This is a genomic window from Rhodococcus sp. 008 (assembly GCF_001682295.1).
Taxonomy (GTDB): Bacteria; Actinomycetota; Actinomycetes; order Mycobacteriales; family Mycobacteriaceae; genus Rhodococcus_F; species Rhodococcus_F qingshengii.
Genome location: NZ_CP012749.1, coordinates 6,495,902 through 6,521,271 on the forward strand (window position 1 = coordinate 6,495,902; position 25,370 = coordinate 6,521,271).

The 25,370-nt window shown below is 61.3% G+C and carries 20 protein-coding genes and 2 rRNA genes; 1 reads left to right on the top strand and 21 read right to left on the bottom strand.

Annotated features, from left to right (window positions below):
• Positions 1–15: 15 nt before the first annotated feature.
• The 3 genes from AOT96_RS29955 to murA all read right to left on the bottom strand — a co-directional run bounded on the left by AOT96_RS29955 (position 16) and on the right by murA (position 6,897).
• Positions 16–3,150 (bottom strand): 23S ribosomal RNA (locus AOT96_RS29955).
• Positions 3,151–3,496: 346 nt separating this feature from the next.
• Positions 3,497–5,014 (bottom strand): 16S ribosomal RNA (locus AOT96_RS29960).
• The 16S and 23S rRNA genes sit together here, the layout of an rRNA operon.
• A 623-nt stretch (positions 5,015–5,637) precedes the next feature.
• A complete protein-coding gene (gene murA / locus AOT96_RS29965; RefSeq protein WP_007726224.1) occupies positions 5,638–6,897 on the bottom strand; it encodes a UDP-N-acetylglucosamine 1-carboxyvinyltransferase in 1,260 nt (419 codons plus the stop codon).
• Between the two features lie 54 nt (positions 6,898–6,951).
• Here murA and AOT96_RS29970 point away from each other — a divergent pair, with 54 nt between their 5' ends.
• Positions 6,952–7,524 carry a cob(I)yrinic acid a,c-diamide adenosyltransferase gene (locus AOT96_RS29970; RefSeq protein WP_003941362.1) on the top strand — a complete coding sequence of 191 codons (573 nt, stop codon included), beginning with the start codon at positions 6,952–6,954 and terminating at the stop codon, positions 7,522–7,524.
• Positions 7,525–7,534: 10 nt separating this feature from the next.
• Here the strand turns inward: AOT96_RS29970 and AOT96_RS29975 are convergent, their stop codons facing one another.
• The 18 genes from AOT96_RS29975 to thrB form a co-directional block, all read right to left on the bottom strand.
• Entirely contained in the window at positions 7,535–7,957 is a 423-nt protein-coding gene (locus tag AOT96_RS29975; RefSeq protein WP_029255703.1) for a DUF2550 domain-containing protein, read from the bottom strand.
• A 49-nt stretch (positions 7,958–8,006) separates the two neighbouring features.
• Entirely contained in the window at positions 8,007–8,375 is a 369-nt protein-coding gene (locus AOT96_RS29980; RefSeq protein ID WP_003941287.1) for a F0F1 ATP synthase subunit epsilon, read from the bottom strand.
• A gap of 6 nt (positions 8,376–8,381) precedes the next feature.
• Positions 8,382–9,833 (bottom strand): F0F1 ATP synthase subunit beta, encoded by a 1,452-nt coding sequence (gene atpD, locus AOT96_RS29985; RefSeq protein ID WP_003941349.1) that lies wholly within the window; start codon positions 9,831–9,833, stop codon positions 8,382–8,384.
• Positions 9,834–9,836: 3 nt separating this feature from the next.
• Positions 9,837–10,820 (bottom strand): F0F1 ATP synthase subunit gamma, encoded by a 984-nt coding sequence (locus AOT96_RS29990; protein ID WP_003941320.1) that lies wholly within the window; start codon positions 10,818–10,820, stop codon positions 9,837–9,839.
• 48 nt (positions 10,821–10,868) lie between these two features.
• Positions 10,869–12,512: a F0F1 ATP synthase subunit alpha gene (gene atpA / locus AOT96_RS29995; RefSeq protein ID WP_007726218.1), complete on the bottom strand. Its 1,644-nt coding sequence runs from the start codon at positions 12,510–12,512 to the stop codon at positions 10,869–10,871.
• A gap of 62 nt (positions 12,513–12,574) precedes the next feature.
• Positions 12,575–13,399 carry a F0F1 ATP synthase subunit delta gene (locus tag AOT96_RS30000; RefSeq protein ID WP_003941304.1) on the bottom strand — a complete coding sequence of 275 codons (825 nt, stop codon included), beginning with the start codon at positions 13,397–13,399 and terminating at the stop codon, positions 12,575–12,577.
• 5 nt (positions 13,400–13,404) lie between these two features.
• A complete protein-coding gene (locus tag AOT96_RS30005) occupies positions 13,405–13,965 on the bottom strand; it encodes a F0F1 ATP synthase subunit B (protein ID WP_003941337.1) in 561 nt (186 codons plus the stop codon).
• Positions 13,966–13,972: 7 nt separating this feature from the next.
• Positions 13,973–14,215 carry an ATP synthase F0 subunit C gene (locus tag AOT96_RS30010; protein WP_003941327.1) on the bottom strand — a complete coding sequence of 81 codons (243 nt, stop codon included), beginning with the start codon at positions 14,213–14,215 and terminating at the stop codon, positions 13,973–13,975.
• Between the two features lie 83 nt (positions 14,216–14,298).
• Positions 14,299–15,126: a F0F1 ATP synthase subunit A gene (gene atpB, locus AOT96_RS30015; RefSeq protein WP_003941403.1), complete on the bottom strand. Its 828-nt coding sequence runs from the start codon at positions 15,124–15,126 to the stop codon at positions 14,299–14,301.
• 280 nt (positions 15,127–15,406) lie between these two features.
• A complete protein-coding gene (locus tag AOT96_RS30020; RefSeq protein ID WP_019749175.1) occupies positions 15,407–15,877 on the bottom strand; it encodes a glycine zipper family protein in 471 nt (156 codons plus the stop codon).
• A 32-nt stretch (positions 15,878–15,909) separates the two neighbouring features.
• Complete coding sequence (locus AOT96_RS30025) at positions 15,910–17,097, bottom strand: glycosyltransferase family 4 protein (protein ID WP_080726516.1); 1,188 nt, start codon at positions 17,095–17,097, stop codon at positions 15,910–15,912.
• On the bottom strand, positions 17,094–18,419 hold the full coding sequence (gene glyA / locus AOT96_RS30030; protein ID WP_065352710.1) for a serine hydroxymethyltransferase: 1,326 nt from the start codon (positions 18,417–18,419) through the stop codon (positions 17,094–17,096). Before glyA ends, AOT96_RS30025 begins: the two co-directional genes overlap by 4 nt.
• Positions 18,420–18,421: 2 nt before the next feature.
• Positions 18,422–19,084: an L-threonylcarbamoyladenylate synthase gene (locus tag AOT96_RS30035; protein ID WP_003941345.1), complete on the bottom strand. Its 663-nt coding sequence runs from the start codon at positions 19,082–19,084 to the stop codon at positions 18,422–18,424.
• On the bottom strand, positions 19,081–20,013 hold the full coding sequence (prmC, locus tag AOT96_RS30040; protein ID WP_030537333.1) for a peptide chain release factor N(5)-glutamine methyltransferase: 933 nt from the start codon (positions 20,011–20,013) through the stop codon (positions 19,081–19,083). Before prmC ends, AOT96_RS30035 begins: the two co-directional genes overlap by 4 nt.
• Before the next feature lie 77 nt (positions 20,014–20,090).
• A complete protein-coding gene (gene prfA, locus AOT96_RS30045; RefSeq protein WP_003941341.1) occupies positions 20,091–21,170 on the bottom strand; it encodes a peptide chain release factor 1 in 1,080 nt (359 codons plus the stop codon).
• A 146-nt stretch (positions 21,171–21,316) separates the two neighbouring features.
• A complete protein-coding gene (gene rpmE / locus AOT96_RS30050) occupies positions 21,317–21,553 on the bottom strand; it encodes a 50S ribosomal protein L31 (RefSeq protein ID WP_003941310.1) in 237 nt (78 codons plus the stop codon).
• Between the two features lie 226 nt (positions 21,554–21,779).
• Positions 21,780–23,918, bottom strand: coding sequence for a transcription termination factor Rho (gene rho / locus AOT96_RS30055; RefSeq protein ID WP_065352711.1), 2,139 nt, complete (start codon positions 23,916–23,918; stop codon positions 21,780–21,782).
• Between the two features lie 503 nt (positions 23,919–24,421).
• Positions 24,422–25,366 (bottom strand): homoserine kinase, encoded by a 945-nt coding sequence (gene thrB / locus AOT96_RS30060; protein WP_007726194.1) that lies wholly within the window; start codon positions 25,364–25,366, stop codon positions 24,422–24,424.
• Between the last annotated feature and the right edge of the window lie 4 nt (positions 25,367–25,370).

The window sequence follows — 25,370 nt, forward strand, 5'->3', positions numbered from 1 at the left end:
GACGCGTAGCTTCTTTGTGGTAAGTCCTCGGCCTATTAGTACCAGTCACCTGCATGCATTACTGCACTTCCAGTTCTGGCCTATCAACCCGGTGGTCTGCCGGGGGCCTTACCCCCTCGAGGGGGTGAGAAACCTCATCTTGGAACAGGCTTCCCGCTTAGATGCTTTCAGCGGTTATCCCTTCCGAACGTAGCTAACCAGCGGTGCTCCTGGCGGAACAACTGGCACACCAGAGGTTCGTCCGTCCCGGTCCTCTCGTACTAGGGACAGCCTTCCTCAAGTTTCTAACGCGCGCGGCGGATAGAGACCGAACTGTCTCACGACGTTCTAAACCCAGCTCGCGTGCCGCTTTAATGGGCGAACAGCCCAACCCTTGGGACCTACTCCAGCCCCAGGATGCGACGAGCCGACATCGAGGTGCCAAACCATCCCGTCGATATGGACTCTTGGGGAAGATCAGCCTGTTATCCCCGGGGTACCTTTTATCCGTTGAGCGACACCGCTTCCACTTGCCGGTGCCGGATCACTAGTCCCGACTTTCGTCCCTGCTCGACCTGTCAGTCTCACAGTCAAGCTCCCTTGTGCACTTGCACTCGACACCTGATTGCCAACCAGGCTGAGGGAACCTTTGGGCGCCTCCGTTACATTTTGGGAGGCAACCGCCCCAGTTAAACTACCCACCAGGCACTGTCCCTGAACCAGATCATGGTCCGAGGTTAGAGGTCCAATTCGATCAGAGTGGTATTTCAACAACGACTCCACGATAACTGGCGTCACCGTTTCACAGTCTCCCACCTATCCTACACAAACCGAACCGAACACCAATACCAAGCTGTAGTGAAGGTCCCGGGGTCTTTTCGTCCTGCCGCGCGTAACGAGCATCTTTACTCGTAATGCAATTTCGCCGAGTCTACGGTTGAGACAGCTGAGAAGTCGTTACGCCATTCGTGCAGGTCGGAACTTACCCGACAAGGAATTTCGCTACCTTAGGATGGTTATAGTTACCACCGCCGTTTACTGGGGCTTAAATTCTCAGCTTCGCTCCCGAAGGAACTAACCGGTCCTCTTAACCTTCCAGCACCGGGCAGGCGTCAGTCCGTATACATCGTCTTACGACTTCGCACGGACCTGTGTTTTTAGTAAACAGTCGCTTCTCACTGGTCTCTGCGGCCCCACCCAGCTCAGACAGTAAATGTCGTCACCAGACAGGGCCCCCCTTCTCCCGAAGTTACGGGGGCATTTTGCCGAGTTCCTTAACCATAGTTATCTCGATCGCCTTAGTATTCTCTACCTGACCACCTGTGTCGGTTTGGGGTACGGGCCGTGTGAAAGCTCGCTAGAGGCTTTTCTCGGCAGCATAGGATCACTGAATTCGCCTCAATCGGCTACGCATCACGTCTCAGGCTATGTGCGACCCGGATTTGCCTAGGTCACGCCCTACACGCTTACACCAGTATTACCACTGACTGGCTCAGCTACCTTCCTGCGTCACCCCATCGCTTGGCTACTACCAGATCAGGTCCCATGCATCCACCAACTCGAGACCCGAAGGTCTTCTCGTGGCTTCAGGATGGTTAGTATCACTGATTCACCATGGGCGCGTTCACACGGGTACGGGAATATCAACCCGTTGTCCATCGGCTACGCCTGTCGGCCTCGTCTTAGGTCCCGACTCACCCTGGGCGGATTAACCTGGCCCAGGAACCCTTGGTCATTCGGCGGACGAGTTTCTCACTCGTCTTTCGCTACTCATGCCTGCATTCTCACTCGTGTGGCCTCCACGGCTAGGTCACCCTGCCGCTTCCATGGCCACACGACGCTCCCCTACCCATCCACACACCTGCCAGAAAATCCTTGGATCAACTGGGGGCTATTGCGTGAATGCCGCAGCTTCGGTGGTGTACTTGAGCCCCGCTACATTGTCGGCGCAGGATCACTTGACCAGTGAGCTATTACGCACTCTTTCAAGGGTGGCTGCTTCTAAGCCAACCTCCTGGTTGTCTTCGCGACCCCACATCCTTTTCCACTTAGTACACGCTTAGGGACCTTAGCTGGCGATCTGGGCTGTTTCCCTCTCGACTACGAACCTTATCGCCCGCAGTCTCACTGCCGCGCTCTCACTCACCGGCATTCGGAGTTTGGCTGATTTCGGTAAGCTTGTGGGCCCCCTAGACCATCCAGTAGCTCTACCTCCGGTGAGAAACACGCGACGCTGCACCTAAATGCATTTCGGGGAGAACCAGCTATCACGGAGTTTGATTGGCCTTTCACCCCTACCCACAACTCATCCCCTCAGTTTTCAACCTAAGTGGGTTCGGTCCTCCACGACGTCTTACCGTCGCTTCAACCTGGCCATGGGTAGATCACTCCGCTTCGGGTCTAGAGCATGCCACTACGATCGCCCTATTCGGACTCGCTTTCGCTACGGCTACCCCACACGGGTTAACCTCGCGACATGCCACTAACTCGCAGGCTCATTCTTCAAAAGGCACGCCATCACCCCCAGCAGTAAACTGCTCGAAGGCTCTGACGGATTGTAAGCGCACGGTTTCAGGTACTATTTCACTCCCCTCCCGGGGTACTTTTCACCTTTCCCTCACGGTACTAGTCCGCTATCGGTCACCAGGGAGTATTCAGGCTTATCGGGTGGTCCCGACAGATTCACACCAGATTTCACGGGCCCGGTGCTACTTGGGTTTCCATTACAACAGTCACAAAGTTTTCGTGTACGGGATTCTCACCCTCTACGACAGGCCGTTCCAGACCACTTCCACTAACCCTGTGATTTCTTACTGTTGGCCTGCTCGGCAGAACAGACAAAATGAACCCCACAACCCCACGAATGCAACGCCTGCCGGCTATCACACACCCATGGTTTAGCCTCTTCCGCTTTCGCTCGCCACTACTCACGGAATCACGGTTGTTTTCTCTTCCTGTGGGTACTGAGATGTTTCACTTCCCCACGTTCCCTCCACACGCCCTATATATTCAGGCGCGGGTAACACGACATCACTCGTGCTGGGTTTCCCCATTCGGACATCCTCGGATCACAGCTCGGTTGACAGCTCCCCGAGGCTTATCGCAGCCTCCTACGTCCTTCATCGGCTCCTGGTGCCAAGGCATCCACCGTACGCTCTTCATTACTTACAACAAAGATGCTCGCGTCCACTGTGCAGTTCTCAAACAACACACAACCCCAGAACTCCCGTGAGCACCAGCCGAAGAAAACACTGACCGAAATCAATGCAACTCCGCGGTATGACCCACATTCCAGTGTTGTCGTTACTTCCTTCGAGGAAACACTCGCGTGTTCTCTCAGGACCCAACAGTATGCCGATATATTGTTCGTCGGTTTCCCACAGAGGAGAAACCGTACGACGATCAAGTTTGTCAGCGATCCACCCATGAGCAACCGCCGGACAACATCGTGTCCGAAACGGTCTCTGCCAACCAGTAATTCACCTGTGTGAACCCTGACATTGGAGAAGCTCCTTAGAAAGGAGGTGATCCAGCCGCACCTTCCGGTACGGCTACCTTGTTACGACTTCGTCCCAATCGCCGATCCCACCTTCGACGGCTCCCTCCCACAAGGGGTTAAGCCACCGGCTTCGGGTGTTACCGACTTTCATGACGTGACGGGCGGTGTGTACAAGGCCCGGGAACGTATTCACCGCAGCGTTGCTGATCTGCGATTACTAGCGACTCCGACTTCACGGGGTCGAGTTGCAGACCCCGATCCGAACTGAGACCAGCTTTAAGGGATTCGCTCCACCTCACGGTCTCGCAGCCCTCTGTACTGGCCATTGTAGCATGTGTGAAGCCCTGGACATAAGGGGCATGATGACTTGACGTCGTCCCCACCTTCCTCCGAGTTGACCCCGGCAGTCTCTTACGAGTCCCCACCATAACGTGCTGGCAACATAAGATAGGGGTTGCGCTCGTTGCGGGACTTAACCCAACATCTCACGACACGAGCTGACGACAGCCATGCACCACCTGTATACCGACCACAAGGGGGGCCACATCTCTGCAGCTTTCCGGTATATGTCAAACCCAGGTAAGGTTCTTCGCGTTGCATCGAATTAATCCACATGCTCCGCCGCTTGTGCGGGCCCCCGTCAATTCCTTTGAGTTTTAGCCTTGCGGCCGTACTCCCCAGGCGGGGCGCTTAATGCGTTAGCTACGGCACGGATTCCGTGGAAGGAACCCACACCTAGCGCCCACCGTTTACGGCGTGGACTACCAGGGTATCTAATCCTGTTCGCTACCCACGCTTTCGTTCCTCAGCGTCAGTTACTGCCCAGAGACCCGCCTTCGCCACCGGTGTTCCTCCTGATATCTGCGCATTTCACCGCTACACCAGGAATTCCAGTCTCCCCTGCAGTACTCAAGTCTGCCCGTATCGCCTGCAAGCCAGCAGTTGAGCTGCTGGTTTTCACAAACGACGCGACAAACCGCCTACGAACTCTTTACGCCCAGTAATTCCGGACAACGCTTGCACCCTACGTATTACCGCGGCTGCTGGCACGTAGTTAGCCGGTGCTTCTTCTGCAGGTACCGTCACTTGCGCTTCGTCCCTGCTGAAAGAGGTTTACAACCCGAAGGCCGTCATCCCTCACGCGGCGTCGCTGCATCAGGCTTTCGCCCATTGTGCAATATTCCCCACTGCTGCCTCCCGTAGGAGTCTGGGCCGTGTCTCAGTCCCAGTGTGGCCGGTCACCCTCTCAGGTCGGCTACCCGTCGTCGCCTTGGTAGGCCATTACCCCACCAACAAGCTGATAGGCCGCGGGCCCATCCTGCACCGATAAATCTTTCCACCACCCACCATGCGATAGGAGGTCATATCCGGTATTAGACCCAGTTTCCCAGGCTTATCCCGAAGTGCAGGGCAGATCACCCACGTGTTACTCACCCGTTCGCCGCTCGTGTACCCCGAAAGGCCTTACCGCTCGACTTGCATGTGTTAAGCACGCCGCCAGCGTTCGTCCTGAGCCAGGATCAAACTCTCCGTTGAAGACTCTAGATATCACCAACCCGAAGGCCGGCTAATCAGTCATAGACAAAAAGAGTCAAACCACTAGCAAAAAAACTCAACTAGCAAAAAATGTGTCGGCAACCATTCAGACAGAAGAATGAACAATCACCGACGAAAAATACTCACACCACACACAAACCAACCAAACCCCAAGAGGCGGTTGACCATTCGCGGATGTGAAGTACCAAAAAAAATTTTGGCACTGACATTCATCGACACACTGTTGAGTTCTCAAAGAACACGCACACACCATCACCACGACCCTATGGCCGCCGCTCCGGGGCAACTTTTCCAGCCTATCCCATCATGATCATCGGCGCAAACCGCTGAACATTCGGGGAAGAACTGGAGGTGAAGCACAACCATACACGATGGAAACTACTTCAGATTTTGGTCAGGCACTTCGTACAACCTCGTGTCACTCGCCGTAAAGGCGGGAGTCGGTGTCCGTGTCGCTCTGACTTGGAATAAGTTACGCGAACCTTCAATCAATTCACAAATCGCCTGGTCACTACAGCGATTGGCCGGCTAAGGCCAGGTCAGACTGTTGCGCCTATCTGCCAATCGCGAATAGACCCGAGTGTGACGCCGAGCACCGATACCTAGTCGGAGCCCACCCGCTCGATCACTCCCCCGAGTCCACGGAGATTCTCGACGAATCGCGGGTACCCACGGTCGATGTGGAAGATGTCGTGAACTTCGGTGGTTCCGTCCGCAACCAACCCCGCAAGCACGAGCCCGGCGCCTGCCCGAATGTCCGAAGACCACACCGGTGCACTCGACAACACCGGAACTCCGCGGATCACCGCATGGTGACCGTCAGTACGAGCGTCGGCGCCGAGTCGGATCATTTCCTCGACAAATCGGAAACGCGATTCGAATACGTTCTCGGTGATCATCGACGTGCCTTCGGCAACCGCAGCCAAACCGATTGCCATCGGCTGCAGGTCGGTCGGGAATCCGGGGTACGGCAATGTTGCGAAATTGACCGCTTTAGGCCGTTCACGCTGAATGACGCGGAAACCGTCAACCTCGGGAGTCACCTCCGCGCCGGCCGTCCGAAGCTTGTCGAGGACCAGTCCGAGATGCTTGTGGTTCACCCCACGAACGCGGACGTCACCCCTGGTCATGGATGCCGCGACACCCCACGTTGCAGCGACGATCCGATCGCCGATGACACGGTGCGTAGTCGGTTCCAACTTGCGGACGCCTTGAATGGTGAGCGTCGAACTTCCGCCGCCAGATACCTTGGCGCCCATCTCGTTGAGCATGTTGCACAGATCCACGATCTCGGGCTCACGTGCAGCGTTGTCGATCACTGTCTCACCACGGGCGAGGACCGCTGCCATCAAGATGTTCTCGGTTGCACCCACAGACGGGAAGACCAGGCGGATGTTCGCTCCATGCAGGTCGTCTGCCTCGGCCACTACACATCCGTGTTCGATCTCGCTGCGCGCACCCAACAGGCGGAGCCCGGATTGGTGCATGTCGAGGGGCCTCGAACCGATGGCGTCACCGCCAGGCAAGGCAACAACAGCGCGTCTACAACGCGCGACCAGCGGACCGAGAACACACACTGACGCTCGGAACTGTTTCACCGCATCGAAGTCAGCGTGATACTTCGGCTCGGCCGGCGTCGTGATCCGCACTTCGGAATCTTCGAGTTCGACTTCGCAGCCCAGACCTCGCAGAACGTCCGCCATCAGCGGTACGTCGAGAATGTCCGGGCAGTTGGTCACGACAGTGGTGCCTTCGGCCAACAGCGCCGCGGCCATCAGCTTCAGCACACTGTTCTTGGCCCCTCCCACCAGTACTTCACCTTCGAGGCGGTTACCCCCGGTCACAAGAAAGTGCTCACTCACGGTTCACAGCCTAGAGCCACAACCTCGTCGGCACCGCGCCGGTACCGTAGCCCTATGTCTGTTCACCTGACGAAGATCTACACCCGGACCGGCGACGACGGGACCACGGGCCTCAGCGATTTTTCCCGCGTGTCCAAGAACGATCCGCGTCTGATCGCCTACGCAGATTGCGACGAGACCAATGCAGCGATCGGTGTGGCCGTTGCCCTCGGCACTCCCCCGGAGAATCTCCTCGCAATGCTGCGCCAGATCCAGAACGACCTTTTCGACGCAGGGGCCGACTTGTCCACCCCCGTGGTCGAGAACCCGAAGTACCCGCCGCTACGAGTGACTCAGTCCTACATCGATCGACTCGAAGGATGGTGCGATGAACTCAATGAGCAACTGGCACCGTTGAATTCGTTCATTCTGCCGGGCGGAACCGCCTTGGGAGCCCTGCTTCACGTAGCAAGAACCGTCTCGCGGCGTGCGGAGCGTGCGGCTTGGTCCGCCATCGATGCGAACCCGGAGGACACGAGCGTGCTCCCCGCGAAATACCTCAACAGATTGTCGGATCTGCTCTTCATCATGGGAAGAGTGGCAAATCCTGAAGGCGATGTGCTCTGGAAGCCCGGCGCCGGGGCTTGAGCGGAACAGGTCAGGCGGTGCGTCGCCTACGGGCGCGCCCGTCCGGCCGCGATTCCACCCAGGACAGGAACGCTGTCAATGCTCCACTATCCAAAGCGATTTCGTAGGCCGACGAGCCGTCGTTGACCTTGACCACGACGATGTCGTCGCTCATGATGTCGAATTCGGTACCCGAGGGAGAGCGACGGCTCTCGACCTCGATTCCTTGACGATCAATCCTGGAGTCCGGGCCCGGCCGCAGACTCGACAGTTTGAAAAAGACAAAGGTGCTTTCGCCGTAGCGAATGATTCCGTGACGCCACCCGCTGTCCCCCGGGGATGGCAGAACACGAAGCAGTGCAGCGGTACCGCCGCGACGCAGAACCAGCAGACGATACAGAAAAGCCGCGACGAGAACCGCGAGCAGCACAACCAGAATGATCAACACAGTCATTCCGAATGTCACTGTTCGTCGGCTCCCGTCGCGGCTTTACTCGAGTAACTTACGCGCGCTCGACGGCCCGGAGCTGACCCTTGGCGACCGCAATCGCTTCGAGGTCGCCCGAGTTCTCGGCCAAGACAGCCTTGGCTGCCTCGACGTCGATGTCCTGTGCCATGTCCGCGGACTCGGCAAGGATCGTCACCGTCGTCGCAGTGACGGAGAGAAATCCTCCGTGTACCGCAGCAACGATACGCTCGCCGTCGACCGAGGTGATCGACACGGTTCCGCCCTCGATCAGCTGGCCGAGGACCGGCTCATGCCCAGGCATGATTCCGATTTCACCCTCGGTGGTCTGAGCGCTGACCAGCGTCGCCGAACCAGACCACAAGCGCTGCTCGACGGCAACGAGTTCTACGGTCATCTCAGCCATCGTGGACTACTTCCCGGCCATCTTCTTGGCTGCAGCCTCGACGTCGTCGAGTCCACCGCAGCTGTTGAATGCCTGCTCGGGCAGGTGATCGAACTCGCCCTTGCAGACGCGGTCGAAGGCTTCGATCGTGTCGCGGAGCGGCACGACGGAGCCGGGCTCACCGGTGAACTTCTCGGCAACGATGAAGTTCTGGCCGAGGAACTTCTGGATACGACGGGCACGGCCGACGAGGACCTTGTCCTCTTCCTGAAGCTCGTCCATACCGAGGATGGCGATGATGTCCTGCAGTTCCTTGTACTTCTGCAGGATGCGCTTGACCTCGTTGGCAACGCGGAAGTGCTCGGCACCGACGATGCCGGGCTCCAGGATGCGGGAGGTCGAGCTCAGCGGATCCACAGCGGGGTAGATACCCATCTGCGAAATCGGGCGCGAAAGCTCGGTGGTGGCATCGAGGTGCGCGAACGTCGTAGCCGGCGCGGGGTCGGTGTAGTCGTCGGCGGGCACGTAAATAGCCTGCAGCGAGGTGATCGAGCGACCGCGAGTCGAGGTGATGCGCTCCTGGAGCTCACCCATCTCGTCCGCCAGCGTGGGCTGGTAGCCCACTGCCGAAGGCATACGGCCGAGGAGGGTGGAAACCTCGGAGCCTGCCTGCGTGAAGCGGAAGATGTTGTCGATGAACAGCAGAACGTCCTGGCCCTGGACGTCGCGGAAGTACTCCGCCATCGTCAGTGCGGACAGGGCGACGCGCATACGCGTTCCGGGCGGCTCGTCCATCTGGCCGAAGACAAGGGCGGTGTCCTGGAGGACGCCCATCTCTTCCATTTCCAGGTGGAGGTCGGTGCCCTCACGGGTACGCTCACCGACGCCTGCGAACACCGAGGTGCCCGAGAACTCGCGAGCGATACGCGTGATCATTTCCTGGATCAGAACGGTCTTGCCGACGCCGGCGCCACCGAACAGGCCGATCTTTCCACCCTTGACGTACGGGGTGAGAAGGTCGATGACCTTGATGCCGGTCTCGAGGATCTCGGTCTTACCTTCGAGCTGATCGAAGGCTGGTGGCTTGCGGTGGATGCCCCACTGCTCGCCGTCGCGGCCGAGGCCGGGGGTGTCGAGGCAATCGCCCAGGGCGTTGAACACGTGGCCCTTGACGACGTCACCGACGGGAACCGAGATCGGCTTGCCCGAGTCGGTCACTGCAGTGCCGCGGACGAGGCCGTCGGTGGGCTGCATGGAGACGGTGCGGACCAGGTTGTCACCGAGGTGCTGTGCAACCTCGAGCGTCAGCGTCTTGGCGACCGAGGGAAGCGTGATCTCGGCGTTCAGGGCGTTGAACAGTTCAGGAACAGCGCCACGCGGGAATTCAACGTCCACGACGGGACCGATGACCCGCACGACGCGGCCGGCTACGGCCGAAGCCGAACCTGCCCCGTTGTTTTCGGTTACTGCTGCGGTCATGTGCTAGTCACTTCCTGCGCTCGAGGCGAGCGCGTTGGCGCCGCCGACGATCTCGCTGATTTCCTGGGTGATCTGGGCCTGGCGAGCCTGGTTGGCCTGACGGCTCAACGTGTTCACCAGTTCGTTTGCGTTGTCCGTCGCGGCCTTCATGGCAGTACGACGGGCTGCCGACTCCGATGCCGCAGCATCGAGAAGCGACGAGAAGATACGAGTGCTGACGTACTTCGGGAGAAGAGCGCCGAGAAGCTTCTCGGGCTCGGGCTCGAAGCTGAAGTCCGCGACGGGGCCATTGTCATGGTCGTCGTCGTGGCCGTTGGTCAGCATGTCGTCACCGAGTTCGATGCGCTCTTCCGACACGAAGACCTCGAGAGGAGCCATACGGCGAACCTCGGGAGTCTGCGTCAGCATCGACACGAAGCGGGTGTAGACGATATGGAGTTCGTCGACGCCCTCGATCGTGCCTTCACCGTTCGGAGCGGCAACCTGGTTACCCGAACCAGCCATGAACAGCTCCACCAGGTGGCGGCTGGCCTTCGCTGCATCCGAGTAACCCGGATCCTGCGAGAAGCCCGTCCACGCAGCACCGATGTCGCGGCCGCGGAACGTGTAGTAGCCGAGCCCCTTGGAACCGAGCACGTACACGACCGGCTCCTTGCCCTCGCTGCGGAGGAGAGCCATGAGCTCTTCTGCCTGCTTGAGGACGTTGGAGTTGTAGCCACCACACATGCCGCGGTCACTGGTGACAACGAGGACCGCTGCCCGCTTGGGCTCCGGACGCTCGTTGAGCAACGGGTGATCGAGCGAAGCAGACGCACTCGCCAATTCGGTGAGTACCTTCGTGATCTCCTCGGCATACGGCTTGGACGCGGCGACGCGAATCTGAGCCTTGGTGATACGCGAAGTCGCGATCAGTTCCTGTGCCTTGGTGATCTTCTTGGTCGAGTTGACCGACTTGATACGAGACCGCAATTCGAGAATGCTCGCCATCGATCAATCACTCTCCCTTCGGAATTCGCAGTGTCATGGGCGCGTACGTCACTTGCTGACGGTCTTGCGCTTGACGTTGATCTGCTCGTTCGCGACCTCGTCGGCGCCCAAAGCGTCAGCCTCGGCTTCGTTCACGACCCGGCTTCCGTCGGATGCGATGAAGCCTTCCTTGAACTTGTTCGTCGCGGCGATCAGCTCAGCAGCGTTGTCGGCATCGAGTGCCTTACCGCCGTTGATGCTGGAGTAGACGCCAGCAGCCGAGTGCTTGAGGTCTTCGAGCAGTTCCTTCTCGAAGCGACGGACGTCGCCGATCGGAACGCTGTCGAAGATGCCTTCGCCGGCCAGGTAGATCGAGACGATCTGGTCCTCGACGGGGATCGGGCTGTACTGATCCTGCTTGAGCAGCTCGACCAGACGGGCGCCGCGCTCGAGCTGAGCCTTGGAGGCAGCGTCGAGGTCGGAAGCGAAGGCGGAGAACGCTTCGAGCTCACGGAACTGAGCCAGTTCCAGACGCAGCGAACCGGAAACCTTCTTCATGCCCTTGGTCTGTGCAGCGCCACCGACGCGGGAGACCGAGATACCGACGTTGATCGCGGGGCGAACGCCCTTGTTGAACAGGTCGGACTCGAGGAACACCTGACCGTCGGTGATGGAGATGACGTTGGTCGGGATGTAAGCCGAGACGTCGTTCGCCTTGGTCTCGATGATCGGCAGAGCCGTCAGCGAGCCACCGCCGAGTGCGTCGGACAGCTTCGCCGAACGCTCCAGCAGACGGGAGTGCAAGTAGAAGACGTCACCGGGGTAAGCCTCGCGTCCCGGCGGGCGACGCAGCAGCAGCGAGATGGCGCGGTACGCCTCTGCCTGCTTGGTCAGGTCGTCGAACACGACCAGAACGTGCTTGCCCTGGTACATCCAGTGCTGGCCGATGGCCGAGCCGGTGTACGGTGCGAGCCACTTGAAGCCTGCGGAATCAGATGCCGGAGCAGCAACGATGGTGGTGTATTCCATCGCGCCCTTCTCCTCGAGGGCAGCCTTGACGCCCGCGATGGTGGAACCCTTCTGACCGATGGCAACGTAGATGCAGCGCACCTGCTTGTTGACATCGCCGGAATCCCAGTTGGCCTTCTGGTTCAGGATGGCGTCGATGCAGACCGCGGTCTTGCCGGTCTTGCGGTCGCCGATGATGAGCTGGCGCTGGCCGCGGCCGATCGGGGTCATGGCGTCGATAGCCTTGATACCGGTCTGGAGCGGCTCTTCGACCGGCTGGCGCTCGAGCACCGAAGCGGCCTGGAGCTCGAGTGCACGGTTCTCGGTGCTCTCGATCTCGCCGAGGCCGTCGATGGGCGCACCCAGCGGGTCGATGACGCGGCCGAGGAAAGCATCGCCGACGGGAACCGACAGAACGTCGCCCGTGCGCTTTACTTCCTGGCCTTCTTGAATGTTCTGGTAATCGCCAAGGATGACGGCACCGATTTCGGTGGCATCCAGGTTGAGCGCGACGCCGACGATTCCACCGGGGAACTCCAACAGCTCGTTGGACATAGCCGAAGGCAGGCCAGAGACGTGCGCAATGCCGTCACTGGTGTCGGTCACTGTGCCGACCTCCTCACGGGAGGCCTCCGGGGAGTAGCTCGCGGTGTAGTTGTCGATCGCGCTACGGATCTCGTCGGAGGAGATCGTCAGCTCCGCCATGTTTTTCCTGCTCTCGGTGTCTGGTCTTCGAAAAGATCTGGAGTATGTGTTCGGCTGAAGGACTACTTGAGGTTCTTCCGCAGTGCTGCGAGTCGACCCGCTGCGCTGCCGTCGATAACCTCGTCGCCCACCCGGACGACCAAGCCGCTGAGGAGTTCTGGATCGACCTCGACGTGCACTGCTACCGGCTTCCCGTAGGTGCGGGTAAGAGTGCTCGCCAAGCGATCCGACTGCTCCGAGCTCAACGCCGAGGCGCTGCGAACGTGAGCAACGGTGGTATCGCGCTGCGCTGCGGCAAGATTCGACAGCTGATCGAAAGTGTCTGCGGGTGCAGACTTCAACCGGCCGACGGCCTGTCCGGCGAGTGCCTCGGTGACCGCGGTGACCTTGCCGTAGAGCAAGCGGGAGAGGAACTCACGCTTGCGGGCTGCGGGAACCGACAGATCCGAGAGCGTCTGCTCCAGGCTGGGATCCCCTGCCACGATGCGACCGAGACGGAAGAGCTCGTCCTCAACGGTGTCCAACTGGCTCTGATCGGCTGCGGCGCGGAGCAGAGCTTCGCGTCCGAGCAGTTCGAGCGAGTTGACCAAGTCGCGGGCCGCAGACCAGTCCTGGCCTGCAGCTGCCTTCACGGTGGCGAGCGCCTCGGCGCCGACCTTTCCGGAGAACAACTGCTCTGCCAAAGCCTGGCGACCAGCGGCCGGTGCCGAAGCGTCAGCCAGCGCGCTGCGAAGAGCGCGCTGGCCGTCGAGTACCTCGACCACCGAGAAGAGCTCGGACCCAGCCTGAGCAGAAGCAGCAGTTGCGGCTCCTGCAGAGACGGCGCCCAGGGCACTGCTCAGCGCAGAACGAGTCTGCGCCAAGGCTTCACGGCTCGCTGCGTACATGTTGCTCACTTCCTGGCTGAATCAGCGCTGACGGTGTCGAGCTCGTTGAGGAAACGATCAACCGTTCCGGCGCGCTTCACGTCGTCGGCGAGGGACTCCCCGATGACCTTCTCGGCCAGGTCTACAGCGGTCTTGCCGAGATCCGAGCGGAGCTCAGCGACAATCTGCTGACGCTGGGCGACGAGCTGGCTGTGGCCTGCGGCCACGATGCGGTCGCTCTCGTCCTGCGCCTGAACCTTCATGTCAGCGATGATCTGCTGACCCTGGGTACGCGCTTCCTCACGGATCTGCGCTGCCTCGGTACGAGCTTCGGCGAGCTGCGCGCGGTACTGCTCGAGCGCTGCTGCTGCCTCCGCCTGTGCGTCTTCGGCTTTCTTGATGCCGCCCTCGATCTGCTCGGTGCGTTCGGCCAAGACCTTCTGGAACTTCGGAAGAACGAGCTTCCAGAAGACGAAACCAACTACTACGAGCGCGACCGCGGACCACACGATGTCGTATGTCTCGGGGATGAGGGGATTGTGTTCAGTCGTCCCCTCCGCCGCGAGAATTGCGATGGTGGCTGCCATGTCGGTCTTAGAAGATGAAGCCGGCGACGAGGCCGATCAGCGCGAGGGCCTCGGTGAATGCAATACCGAGGAACATGGTGGTACGAACCTGGCCGGCCATCTCGGGCTGGCGGACCATGCCTTCGATTGCCTTGCCCACAACGATGCCCACGCCGATGCCGGGGCCGATTGCTGCGAGGCCGTAGCCGATGGCTCCGTAGCCGCGCGACTTGGTCTCGACAACTTCCTGAGCGAGGTAAGCGATGCTCATGGTGTTCCATTCCCTTTCTGTTGACCTCCGCCGGATTCGGCAAGAGGCTCAGTTCTTGGTGTAGCTGGTGAGGAGGTAAAAGGTCAGTGCTCGTCGGCGTGGAGCGCCAGATCGATGTACACCGCGGTCAGCAGCGCGAACACGTAAGCCTGCAGGAAGATGACCAGCAGCTCGAAGAACGTGAATGCGATACCGGCAATGATCGACGGAACACCGAAGATCGCCTGGAATCCGCCGGACACGAAGAAGAAGTAGTTCGTCGCGCTGAAGAACAGCACCAGCAGGATGTGGCCGGCCAACATGTTGGCCATGAGACGAACCATCAGCGTGAACGGGCGCAGGATGAAGGTCGAGATGAACTCGATGGGCACCAACAGGAAGTGCAGGGGCAGCGGGACGCCGGGAACGACGATGCTGCTCTTGACGTACTTGAAGAAGCCGTACTTCTTGATTCCCACGTAGTTGAACACGATGTAGGCGAGCGCTGCGAGTACCAGCGGCATACCGATTCGTGCGTTCGGCGAGATGTTCAGGAAGGGAATGACGCTGGCCAGGTTGCTGGCGACCACGATGAAGAAGATCGTCGTGATGACCGGCAGGAAGCGCTTGCCCTGTTCCTTGCCCAGGATCTCCTCGGCGATGTTGATACGAACGAAGTCGAGCGCAAGCTCAGCTGCGTTCTGCAGTCCACGGGGAACCAGTCGAGGGCTGCGCATTGCGATCACGAAGAAGGCTGCGACCAGCACCGACATCAGCAGACGAATCAGCATCAGACGGTCGAGCTCGAAGGGGCCCGCGTGAATCAACACGGAGGGCGGGAAAAAATCGTCTAGTGACGGCGCATGGAATTCATCCGCGGCCAGGGTGGTGACGCTCAGCGTTCTCTCCCGTAGTCGGTCCGCAGCCATCATTGACTGCGGTTCGATCGGACATTGACGATCTACAAGTCGACAAGTTCGACTCGCGCATTCGTCAGCAGCTGGAGAACCCTAGAGGGGCCTGGCGTCTGTCGGTGTCGGCGACTCTCGTCGACTCAGTGGTCAGAATTTCGACCACCTGCGAGCACATGGCATCGTCGGCTGAGTGTTACTCGGCCCACCATTGCTCTCGCTTGAACCGAACCTTATCAAGTCATCTACGACATTGTGTAGATGGGGTACCTGGAAGTCCGATTAGTTACCTCTTGTAGTACTACTCGTCGTCGTCGACGTTGCTGCTGGGAGTGGGATCGACGTACGGAGTTTTGGTTCCCAGGACGCCGTAAGTCTCCGCACCGAGCACCACGACCAGCGACATGATGATGACCAGGACGAGGGCGGTCTTGTTGTAGAAATCCATGTCCGAGAGGACAAAGAGAACCACCATCGCGAGAATCATCTTCAGCAGCCAGGTACCGAGCAGAACGGCACCGGCCGTGAGCGCAGGCAGCTTCGCTGTGAGCAGCACGCCCAACGCCGTGAACAAGATGAACCCGCCGCCGACGGCTGCGCCGATCAGAGCGCCGTAGACGCCTTCCTTACCGGCGAAGAGCCCGCCCAGGAGCGCGCCGACCACGGCCAGCGCGATCAGCCCCATCACACCCCACTTCACGGCCGACTTCATGGCGGCGGTCGAATCAGGGATGGGTTGCGAGGCAGGTACAGGCTGCGGCGTGTTCGTCACGATGCCCAAGGGTAATGGATCGGAAAACTTGGCTAGCGACGCTGCTGCTTGCGATCGATCAGGGAAGGCACCGCAGTGAAGAACAACGCAAGAACCAAACCGGCCGCGACGAGTACAACAACCAGCTGACGATTGAGCAGCGAGGATCCGACGGCACCGAACGCCAGGACGCTGACCCACAGGTAGATGACCAGCACAACTCGTCGGTGCGTGTGTCCGATCTGCAAGAGGCGATGATGCAGGTGCATCTTGTCCGGACTGAACGGACTGACGCCCGCTTTCGTCCGGCGGATCACGGCCAGGAGCATGTCCAGCATCGGGATGAACATCACAGCCCCGACCAGCAACAACGGCGCGAGGAGGCCGACGAGGTCGCGGGTTCCGTAGGCAGTGAGCGGAATACGACCGGATGCACTGGTGGAGATCGCGGCCAGCATGAGACCGATCAACATCGACCCGGAATCGCCCATGAAAATGCGCGCTGGATTGAAGTTGTGTGGAAGAAAACCGAGACAAGCGCCTGCCAACGCCGCCGCGATCATCGCCGGCGGGTAGACACTCGCGTCGCCGCCCTGATCGTGGAGAAGACCGATCGAGAAGATGAGGATGGCGAGCGCCGCAATCAGACCCAACCCGGCGGCCAATCCGTCGAGACCGTCGACAAAATTCATGGCGTTGATGGTCGCGACGGCAACAGCAACGGTGAACAGTCCGGATTGAATCTGATCGAGGATGATGGTGGACCCACCGTCACCGCCGAACGGGTTGTAGATGATGAACCAGCTGACGCCCATCACCACGAGAACGCCGGCAGCAGTCACCTGACCGACAAATTTGGTGAGGGCGTCGAGGCCCCACCTGTCGTCGATCACACCCACGAGGACGATGACGGCGCCAGCTACGAGCGCAGCGTGTACGTCAGGACTGCCGAAGCCGAAACCTCTTGTGAGCGCGGGTAATTGCTGCGCAAACAGCAGACCGACAGCCATGCCGATATACATTCCGACGCCACCGAGGCGCGGAATCGGCTCGACGTGAACGTCCCGATCACGAGGAATCGCGACAGCGCCGAACCGCAGCGCCAACAACCGGACAGCGCCAGTCGCCAGGTAGGTCACCACTGCCGCCGTACACAGCACGAGCAAAAGTTCACGGATGGGAACACCCGCTCCCCCGCCGCCCTGTGCCAGATACGTGGTCGCCTCGTAGGAAGTGATCACTGCTCGAGATCACCCGTCTGGCGGGCATAGGCAGGCTTTGCCCGGACCAGTTCGCGAACGCCGTCGGCAACTGATGCCAACTCGGCCTCCCCTGCCGTGGTGGCTGGATCCGCGACAACTGCTCGTGCGATCAACTCCCCCACGACGCTCATGTCGGACCTGTTGAATCCCTGTGTCGTCACGGCCGCGGACCCGACGCGGATTCCGGACGTGACGGCGGGCGACTGCGGATCGAACGGAATCGTGTTCTTGTTGAGCGTGATCGAAGCCAGTCCGCACCTACGCTCGGCGTCGACTCCGGCGACGCCGCTTGCGCGCAGGTCGAGAAGCGCCAGATGTGTGTCGGTTCCACCGGACACGGTGCGCAGACCGCGAGCTTCCAACGACAGCGCGAGTGCCGATGCGTTGGCAACCACTTCCTGTGCATACCAACGATATTCCGGCGTCGACGCTTCCTTGAAGGCAACCGCCTTCGCAGCGATCGCATGCATCATCGGGCCGCCTTGAATGAAAGGGAACACCGCGCGATCTACGGCCGAGGCGTGCTCGCTGCGGCACAGGATCATTCCGCCGCGCGGGCCTCTGAGGACTTTGTGCGTCGTCGCGGAGACGACGTCGGCGTACGGAACGCACGACGGTATCGCCCGGCCTGCCACGAGTCCGATGAAGTGGGCGGCGTCGACCCACAGGATCGCACCGACCTCGTCTGCGATCGAGCGGAAGGCTGCGAAGTCGATGGTGCGGGAGTACGCGGTCGCGCCGGCGACGATGATTTTCGGCTTGTGCGCCAGAGCCAGGGTGCGAACCTCGTCGTAGTCGATCAATTCGGTGGCCGAATCGACGTGATAGGGAACGGTGGTGAACCACTGCCCAGAAAAGCTGACGCGAGACCCGTGAGTCAGATGCCCACCGTGCGGCAGACTCATCGCCAATACGGTGTCGCCGGGCTTGGCGAATGCGGCGTACACCGCGAGATTCGCAGTGGCCCCCGAATGCGGTTGGACGTTGACGTGCTCGGCGCCGAACAGCGCCTTTGCCCGATCGATCGCCAGATTCTCGGCTACGTCGACGTACTCGCACCCGCCGTAGTAACGCCGACCCGGATAGCCCTCGGCGTACTTGTTGCTCAGGGTCGAACCCAAGGCAGCCAGTACCGAGGGGCTGGTGAAGTTCTCGCTCGCGATGAGTTGAAGTCCGTCGCGCTGACGCTCGAGTTCGGCCAGCGCAACAGCCGCGATCTCGGGGTCTGCCGTGGCAAGCTCACCGAAATCCGGTCCCCAATACGTGGATTCCCCCGCGCGCTCGCCGCCGGCGCCGACCATCGTTACGAAACTCCCTCTACGAGACTTTCCGGACTGGTGCCCAATACCTCGGCGATGGATTCTGCCGAGACGGCACCCACTCGCAAGATACGCGGTGAATTGCCGGTCAGGTCGACGATCGTGGAAGCAACGGCGTGTTCGGCCTTGCCCCCGTCGAGATACACGCTGGCAGATCCGCCGAGCTGATCTCGGGCTTCCTCGACGGTAGTTGCCGGCGGACGCCCCGAAATGTTGGCGCTCGAGACGGCAAGCGGTCCGACATCGCGCAACAGTTCGAGGGCAACCGGATGCAAGGGCATGCGGAGCATGACGGTTCCGCGGGTATCACCGAGGTCCCAGGCAAGTGAAGGCGCCTGCTCGACGACCAGGCTCAGTCCGCCGGGCCAGAATGCGCGGATCAGATCCCGTGCCTGCGGGCGCACGCTGTAGACGAGCCCGTCGATGGTGTTCCACGATCCGACCAGAACCGGGACGGGCATGTCTCGCCCGCGTCCCTTGGCGCGCAACAGACTCGTGACAGCTTCGCTGTCGAACGCGTCGGCGGCGAGTCCGTAAAGGGTGTCGGTAGGGAGAACTACGAGTCGGCCGGCCTTGAGCGCGTTCTTCGCGGCGGCCAAGCCTGCGGTTCGGGAATCTGTCTGACTGCAGTCGTACACGGTGCTCACTCAGCCATCCTTTCACTCTGCGCTTCGGGCGTTCGATTCCGCTGTGCTTCGACGTCGGTGGCGACACGTCTGGCGACGACGAATCGCGGACGACCGGCAAGATCTGGATGCTGCGCGACCTCGCCGAATACCCGGCGCGCCGAGAACAGCGCAGCGACGCCGTCCCCGTTGGTGTCGTCGTGCTCGATGCCTGCCGCGCCGCCGATTCGAAGCCACCGTGCGATGTTGCTGATCATGGGTTTGATGACGGACAGACCGTCGGTACCGCCGAACAGTGCGGTGTGTGGGTCGTAATCCATGACCTCAGGCTGCAATTGCGCGCCTTCGGGGATGTACGGCGGATTGGACACGACCAGATCGACGCCGCCCTCGAGCCCTGGCAACAGGTTCCGATCGGTGACATCACCCTGATGCAGATGGATCGGTGTATCACCGGCGGCCTCGCGGTCGGCAGCATTACGACGCGCCCACGCCAGGGCGGCGGGCTCCTTCTCCACGGCGTGAACGACGGCGTCCGGACGGGCCTCGGCGATGGACAGCGCGAGTACACCCGATCCCGTACACAGGTCCAGAACTACCGGCGGCTTGCTTCCGCAACCTTCGAGAAACGAGAGTGCCCAACCCATGAGCAGTTCGGTTTCCGGCCGCGGAATGAAGACACCCGGCCCGACAGCGACGTCGATGTTGCCCATCGACGCGACTCCGATGATGTGCTGCAACGGAATCCGCTTCACCCGTTGGGCAACCAACTCGTCGAACGCCGCGATGACCTCGGGATCGACCAACGGAATCAGTCCGAGACGCGTGCGTTCGACCCCGAGCAGGTGGGATGCCAACAACTCGGCGTCGGTGCGTGGGCTGGGCACACCTGCGGCGTCGAGCTGTTTTGCAGCTTCGATCAGCGCCAAACGAAGTGGAAGTCGACTCACGGGTACAGCCTGCCACGCTCGACCGACACGCGGTTCACCGAGTTCCCGGCGGGATGGAGGTCAGTCATGGTCTGCATCTACTCGGCCGCGAGACGCGCCTCTCGGTCCGCCTTGCCCAATGCATCGAGAAGTGCGTCGAGCTCACCGTCGAGCACCGCGTCGAGGTTGTGCGACTTGAATCCGATGCGGTGATCGGTGATGCGGTTCTCGGGGAAGTTGTAGGTGCGGATGCGCTCCGAACGGTCCACCGTCCGAACCTGACTCTGGCGACCTGCCGACGCTTCAGCGTCCGCGGCTTCCTCGGCGACTACCTGCAAACGGGCTGCAAGGACCTGCATGGCGCGCGCCTTGTTCTGGAGCTGCGAACGCTCGTTCTGGCAGGTGACGACGATGCCGGTCGGAAGGTGCGTGATTCGGACAGCAGAGTCGGTCGTGTTGACGCCCTGACCGCCCTTGCCGGACGAACGGTAGACGTCGATACGCAGGTCACTTTCGTCGATCTGGACCTGCTCGACCTCTTCGGGCTCCGGGTAGACCAGAACGCCGGCAGCCGAAGTGTGAACGCGTCCCTGGGATTCGGTGACAGGCACTCGCTGGACGCGGTGAACGCCGCCCTCGAACTTCAGCCGCGCCCACACTCCGTCCGGGGTGTCCGACTTGCTCTTGATCGACAGCGTGGCTTCCTTGTATCCGCCGAGATCGGAGACCGTCGCGTCGAGAATCTCGACGCGCCAGCCATGCCGTTCCGCGTAGCGGACGTACATGCGGGCCAGGTCCGAGGCGAAGAGCGCGGATTCTTCGCCGCCCTCACCGGACTTCACTTCGAGGACGATGTCGTCGCCGTCATGCGGATCACGCGGCGCCAACTGATCGGTAAGCGTCTGCTCGAGCTGCGCGACCTCGGCTTCGAGATCGGGGATCTCGGCGGCGAAGCTGGAATCGTCGGCGGCTAGTTCGCGCGCGGCTTCCAGATCGTCCTGCGCAGCGGTGAGCTTGTTGTACGTCGACATGATCGGCGAGAGCTCGGAGAACCGCTTACCGACGCGCCTGGCAGCGGCAGGGTCGTTGTGCAGCGCCGGATCGGACATCTGTGCTTCGAGACCGGCGTGCTCCGCCAAGATGTCGTCGATGGCCGAGGGCTGGGTTGCGCCTGCCATGGTTCGCTCCGCTCTGAGTTTCGATTCCTACGGTGCGCGCTTGAAGGTATTTCGACGCCGGGACCCGGGAAACGCGCAAACCGAGTGCAGGCACAAAAAAGCCGACGCCCGATCTGCGCATGGCAGATCGGGCGTCGGCGGAACAGCTAGGACTCGGTGGCCGGGACCTTGCTGTCTGCGCGCTTGCCGTAGCGAGCCTCGAAGCGAGCGACGCGTCCACCGGTGTCGAGAATCTTCTGCTTGCCCGTGTAGAACGGGTGGCACTGCGAGCAAACCTCGACGTTGATGCGTCCGGACTCCTTGGTGCTGTGGGTCTCGAACGTGTTACCGCAACCGCAGACGACGGTGGTCGCTACGTAGGTTGGGTGGATTCCTGCCTTCATGGTGTCCCTTTCAATGGTCGCCGGGTCGACGTCGCCAATCGACATCGTGAACCGGAACCGGACTCGGCCGTTCAGTATGCCAGATGCGGTACCTCACCGGATAATCCGCGTCTCGCACGCCTCGGGGTGGCTGTACGAAGTTGTCAACGCACTGTCGCTCGGTTTTGTTCCGCCCACGCAAAAGGCCCACAACCAGCTGGTTGTGGGCCTTTTGACGTCGAATCGATCAGTCGTCGATCGCACCCGGTGCGGTCTTGGAAACCTGCATCAGGAACTCGAGGTTGTTCTTGCTCTTCTTCAGTCGATCGATCAGCAGATCGATGGCCTGATGCGAGTCCAGACCGGACAGGACGCGACGGAGCTTGTGCAGCACCGCAGCTTCGTCCGGGCTCAGGAGCAACTCGTCCTTACGCGTGCTGGACGGGTTGACGTCCACGGCCGGGAACACGCGGCGTTCGGCGATCTTGCGATCGAGCTTGAGCTCGGCGTTGCCGGTGCCCTTGAACTCTTCGAAGATCACGGTGTCGCCGGTGGATCCGGTCTCGACCATTGCGGTAGCGATGATGGTGAGCGATCCACCGTTCTCGATGTTGCGGGCAGCACCGAGGAAACGCTTCGGCGGGTAGAGCGCCGTCGAGTCGACACCACCGGAGAGGATGCGTCCCGACGCCGGCGAGGAGTTGTTGTACGCACGACCCAGACGCGTGATGGAGTCGAGCAGTACGACGACGTCCTTACCCATCTCGACCAGGCGCTTCGCACGCTCGATTGCCAGCTCGGCAACTGCGGTGTGATCTCCCGGCGGGCGGTCGAAGGTGGAGGAAATGACCTCACCCTTCACGCTGCGCTGCATGTCGGTCACTTCCTCGGGACGCTCGTCCACGAGGATGACCATCAGGTAGCACTCAGGATTGTTGGTGGCGACGGCATTCGCGATCGCCTGCAACACGCTGGTCTTACCTGCCTTGGGCGGGCTCACGATGAGGGCGCGCTGGCCCTTACCGATGGGCATCACCAGGTCGATGACACGCGTGGTGAGAATGTGCTGCTCGGTCTCGAGGCGCAGACGCTGGTTCGGGTACAGCGGCGTGAGCTTGTTGAACTCGGGGCGCTTCTTCGCGGCCTCGACGTCGCCGCCGTTGACCGTGTCGATGCGAACCAGCGGGTTGAACTTCTGGCGCTGGCTGCCCTGCTCACCGTCACGCGAGACGCGGACGGCACCGGTGATGGCGTCGCCACGGCGAAGGCCGTTCTTGCGGATCAGGTTCATGGAGACGTAGACGTCGTTGGGACCGGCGAGGTACCCGGACGTACGCACGAAGGCGTAATTGTCGAGGACGTCGAGGATGCCGGCGACCGGCTGAAGGACGTCGTCCTCACGAATCTCGGTCTCGCGTGAATCGTTGGGTGCGCCACCCTCACCGCGGTCACGACCACGGCCACGGCGCTCGCGGAAACGGCGTCCGCGGCGTCCGCGTCCACCCTCTTCGTCGTCGTCCGGCCCGTTGTTGCGGTTGTCCGTGCGAGGACCGGCGTTGTTCTGGCCGGCGTTGTTCTGATTGCCGCGGTCCTGGCGGTCCTGGCGGTCCTGGCGATCCTGGTTGCCCCGGTTGCCCTGGTTCTCGCGCTGGCCCTGGTTGTCGCGCTGGCCCTGGTTGTCGCGGTTGCGCTCGCGGCGGGGACGCTCGTTGCCCTGCTCGGCGGGAGCCTGATCAGCGTCGGACTTGCCCTCGGTGCGCGCAGGACGCTCGGCCGGAGCCTCGGCCTTGGCGGTCTCGGCGACCTTCGAAGAATCGGCGGCCTTCGCGGTGTCCGCGTCGGACTTCGCCGAAGGCGCTTCCTGCTCGATGCTCAGTTCGCCCTGGTCGGGTGAACCTGCACGACGAGCGGCGCCACGACGCTGACGTCCGCGACGGGGTGCGCTCTGATCGGAATCCTCGGCGGATTCCGTACGCGCAGGCGCGGCCTCGGCAGGAGCCGACTCGGCTGCCGGAGCTGTTTCGGCTGCGGGGGTTTCGGTGCGTGCGGCGCGAGTGCTCTTGGCACGAGTGCGCGCAACGGATGCGTCGTCGAGAGTGAGTTCACTCTGTGCGGGTGCAGCCTTCGCGCTGCCGCCCTGGCGCTCCTTGATGGCTGCGATCAGGTCACCCTTGCGCATGCCGGAAGTGCCTTTGATGCCCAGTTCACCCGCAAGAGTGCGGAGTTCGGTGAGCACCATGCCGGAGAGTCCGGCACCACGGCGCGTTTCGGCACGCTTCGTGGAGGTCGCCACCGCACCGTTCGATGCTGAAGATGACGCCTGAGAATTGTCGCCTGATTCCGACCCGGCGGGTGCAGAAGTGGCGATGAGGTCCGTATCGGTCACGGAGGTCCTTTCCTTCCCTCACTCGCACTGCGCAAAGTCGAGGGTTCGTCCCGCAGTTCGATTGAATACCGAACTCGGTGGTGCCGTACGTGGTTGCTGTCCAGAACTGCCGGCTTGTCCGCCGTCACATGATTGTCGGAAACTCTCGCCTCAAACTTTTCATGCGCTCGCAAACCTGCCCAACGCGCCTTCGTCGACGATTCACTCCCCCGTGTGTTGAACCCCAGAGTGATGGAACCTCTGAGTGTTCGATCCGCGGAGGATTCAAACCTTCGGAGAAGGTACAAGCGTGAGGATCATGCCTGCGAGAATCATGCCAAGGACTGTGGACCCCGATTGGGAAGGAGTTTTGCCCCCTGGTGATGCACCGGCGACTGACGCGCACGATGTACGGACATAGCCCAGGATAGCGCCCAAACCTGAGTCCGGCAAGAATTTGGACGACTGGGTGTGTCAGTTCACTACCGATCGGTAGTGGGCGATCACCAGGACCAAGGCAGGGATCAGACCGTCGTCGTGGATACTTCGACGCCGTCGGCGATGTCCAATTCGAGCACACGTAGTCCGTCTGCCCGCGCCGCTTCCGCGAGTTCGACGGGGAAAGGTTCTGTGCTGAGCGCCAACACGGTGGGGCCGGCTCCCGAAACGGTCGCAGCAATACCCGCCTCGCGCAGGATCCCGATCCATCGCGTCGTGAGCGGAAGCGCGGGTGCGCGCTGTGCCTGATGCAGGCGATCCTCGGTGGCCGCCATCAACAGATCGGGCCGAGCAGTGAGCGCAACGACGGCGAGCGCGCTGCGGCTCGCGTTGAACGAGGCATCCTGGTGCGGAACCAATTCGGGCAGGAGCCCGCGAGTGTGTGCGGTGGACGACCGCTCCTCGGGAACCAGTGCCACAGCACGGATGTCGGGATGGACGTCGAGTTTGGCCGCGGAGTAGATCGGCTCGTCGCCTTCGACGGCCGGTGGGCAACTCCACGAGACGACTGCGCCACCGAGAACACTGGCAGACGCGTTGTCCGGGTGACCTTCGAACTCGGACGAGAGTTGAACCAACTGCTCTTCCGTCAAGCCGATCTCGGCATCGAGAGCGCGCGCCAGACCGTTGGCTGCTGCCAATCCACCGACAGCCGCGGAAGCCGAGGATCCCAACCCGCGCGAATGTGGAATCGCGTTGCGGCACAACACGTCCAGGCCACTGGCCCACACTCCGGCCGCCTCGAGACCACGCTCGATGGCGCGGACCACGAGATGCGAAGGACCCCAGGGCACGTCGGCAGCGCCTTCACCTTCGACGCGAATCTGAAGGCCTGAATCCGTTGTGGTGACCACGATTTCGTCGTACAACCCCAACGCCAGGCCGAGGGTGTCGAACCCCGGCCCCAAGTTCGCACTCGAGGCCGGGACGCGAGCAGTCACCGAAAGGCCGATAGGCAGGGTTATAGTCATGTCA

Coding starts and splice junctions, on each gene's coding strand:
- AOT96_RS29970 (WP_003941362.1), top strand. CDS start 6,952: ATGTCTGTTCACCTGACGAAGATCTACACCCGGACCGGCGACGACGGG.
- AOT96_RS29975 (WP_029255703.1), bottom strand. CDS start 7,957: ATGACTGTGTTGATCATTCTGGTTGTGCTGCTCGCGGTTCTCGTCGCG.
- AOT96_RS29980 (WP_003941287.1), bottom strand. CDS start 8,375: ATGGCTGAGATGACCGTAGAACTCGTTGCCGTCGAGCAGCGCTTGTGG.
- atpD (WP_003941349.1), bottom strand. CDS start 9,833: ATGACCGCAGCAGTAACCGAAAACAACGGGGCAGGTTCGGCTTCGGCC.
- AOT96_RS29990 (WP_003941320.1), bottom strand. CDS start 10,820: ATGGCGAGCATTCTCGAATTGCGGTCTCGTATCAAGTCGGTCAACTCG.
- atpA (WP_007726218.1), bottom strand. CDS start 12,512: ATGGCGGAGCTGACGATCTCCTCCGACGAGATCCGTAGCGCGATCGAC.
- AOT96_RS30000 (WP_003941304.1), bottom strand. CDS start 13,399: ATGTACGCAGCGAGCCGTGAAGCCTTGGCGCAGACTCGTTCTGCGCTG.
- AOT96_RS30005 (WP_003941337.1), bottom strand. CDS start 13,965: ATGGCAGCCACCATCGCAATTCTCGCGGCGGAGGGGACGACTGAACAC.
- AOT96_RS30010 (WP_003941327.1), bottom strand. CDS start 14,215: ATGAGCATCGCTTACCTCGCTCAGGAAGTTGTCGAGACCAAGTCGCGC.
- atpB (WP_003941403.1), bottom strand. CDS start 15,126: ATGATGGCTGCGGACCGACTACGGGAGAGAACGCTGAGCGTCACCACC.
- glyA (WP_065352710.1), bottom strand. CDS start 18,419: ATGGTCGGCGCCGGCGGCGAGCGCGCGGGGGAATCCACGTATTGGGGA.
- prfA (WP_003941341.1), bottom strand. CDS start 21,170: ATGGCAGGCGCAACCCAGCCCTCGGCCATCGACGACATCTTGGCGGAG.
- rpmE (WP_003941310.1), bottom strand. CDS start 21,553: ATGAAGGCAGGAATCCACCCAACCTACGTAGCGACCACCGTCGTCTGC.
- thrB (WP_007726194.1), bottom strand. CDS start 25,366: ATGACTATAACCCTGCCTATCGGCCTTTCGGTGACTGCTCGCGTCCCG.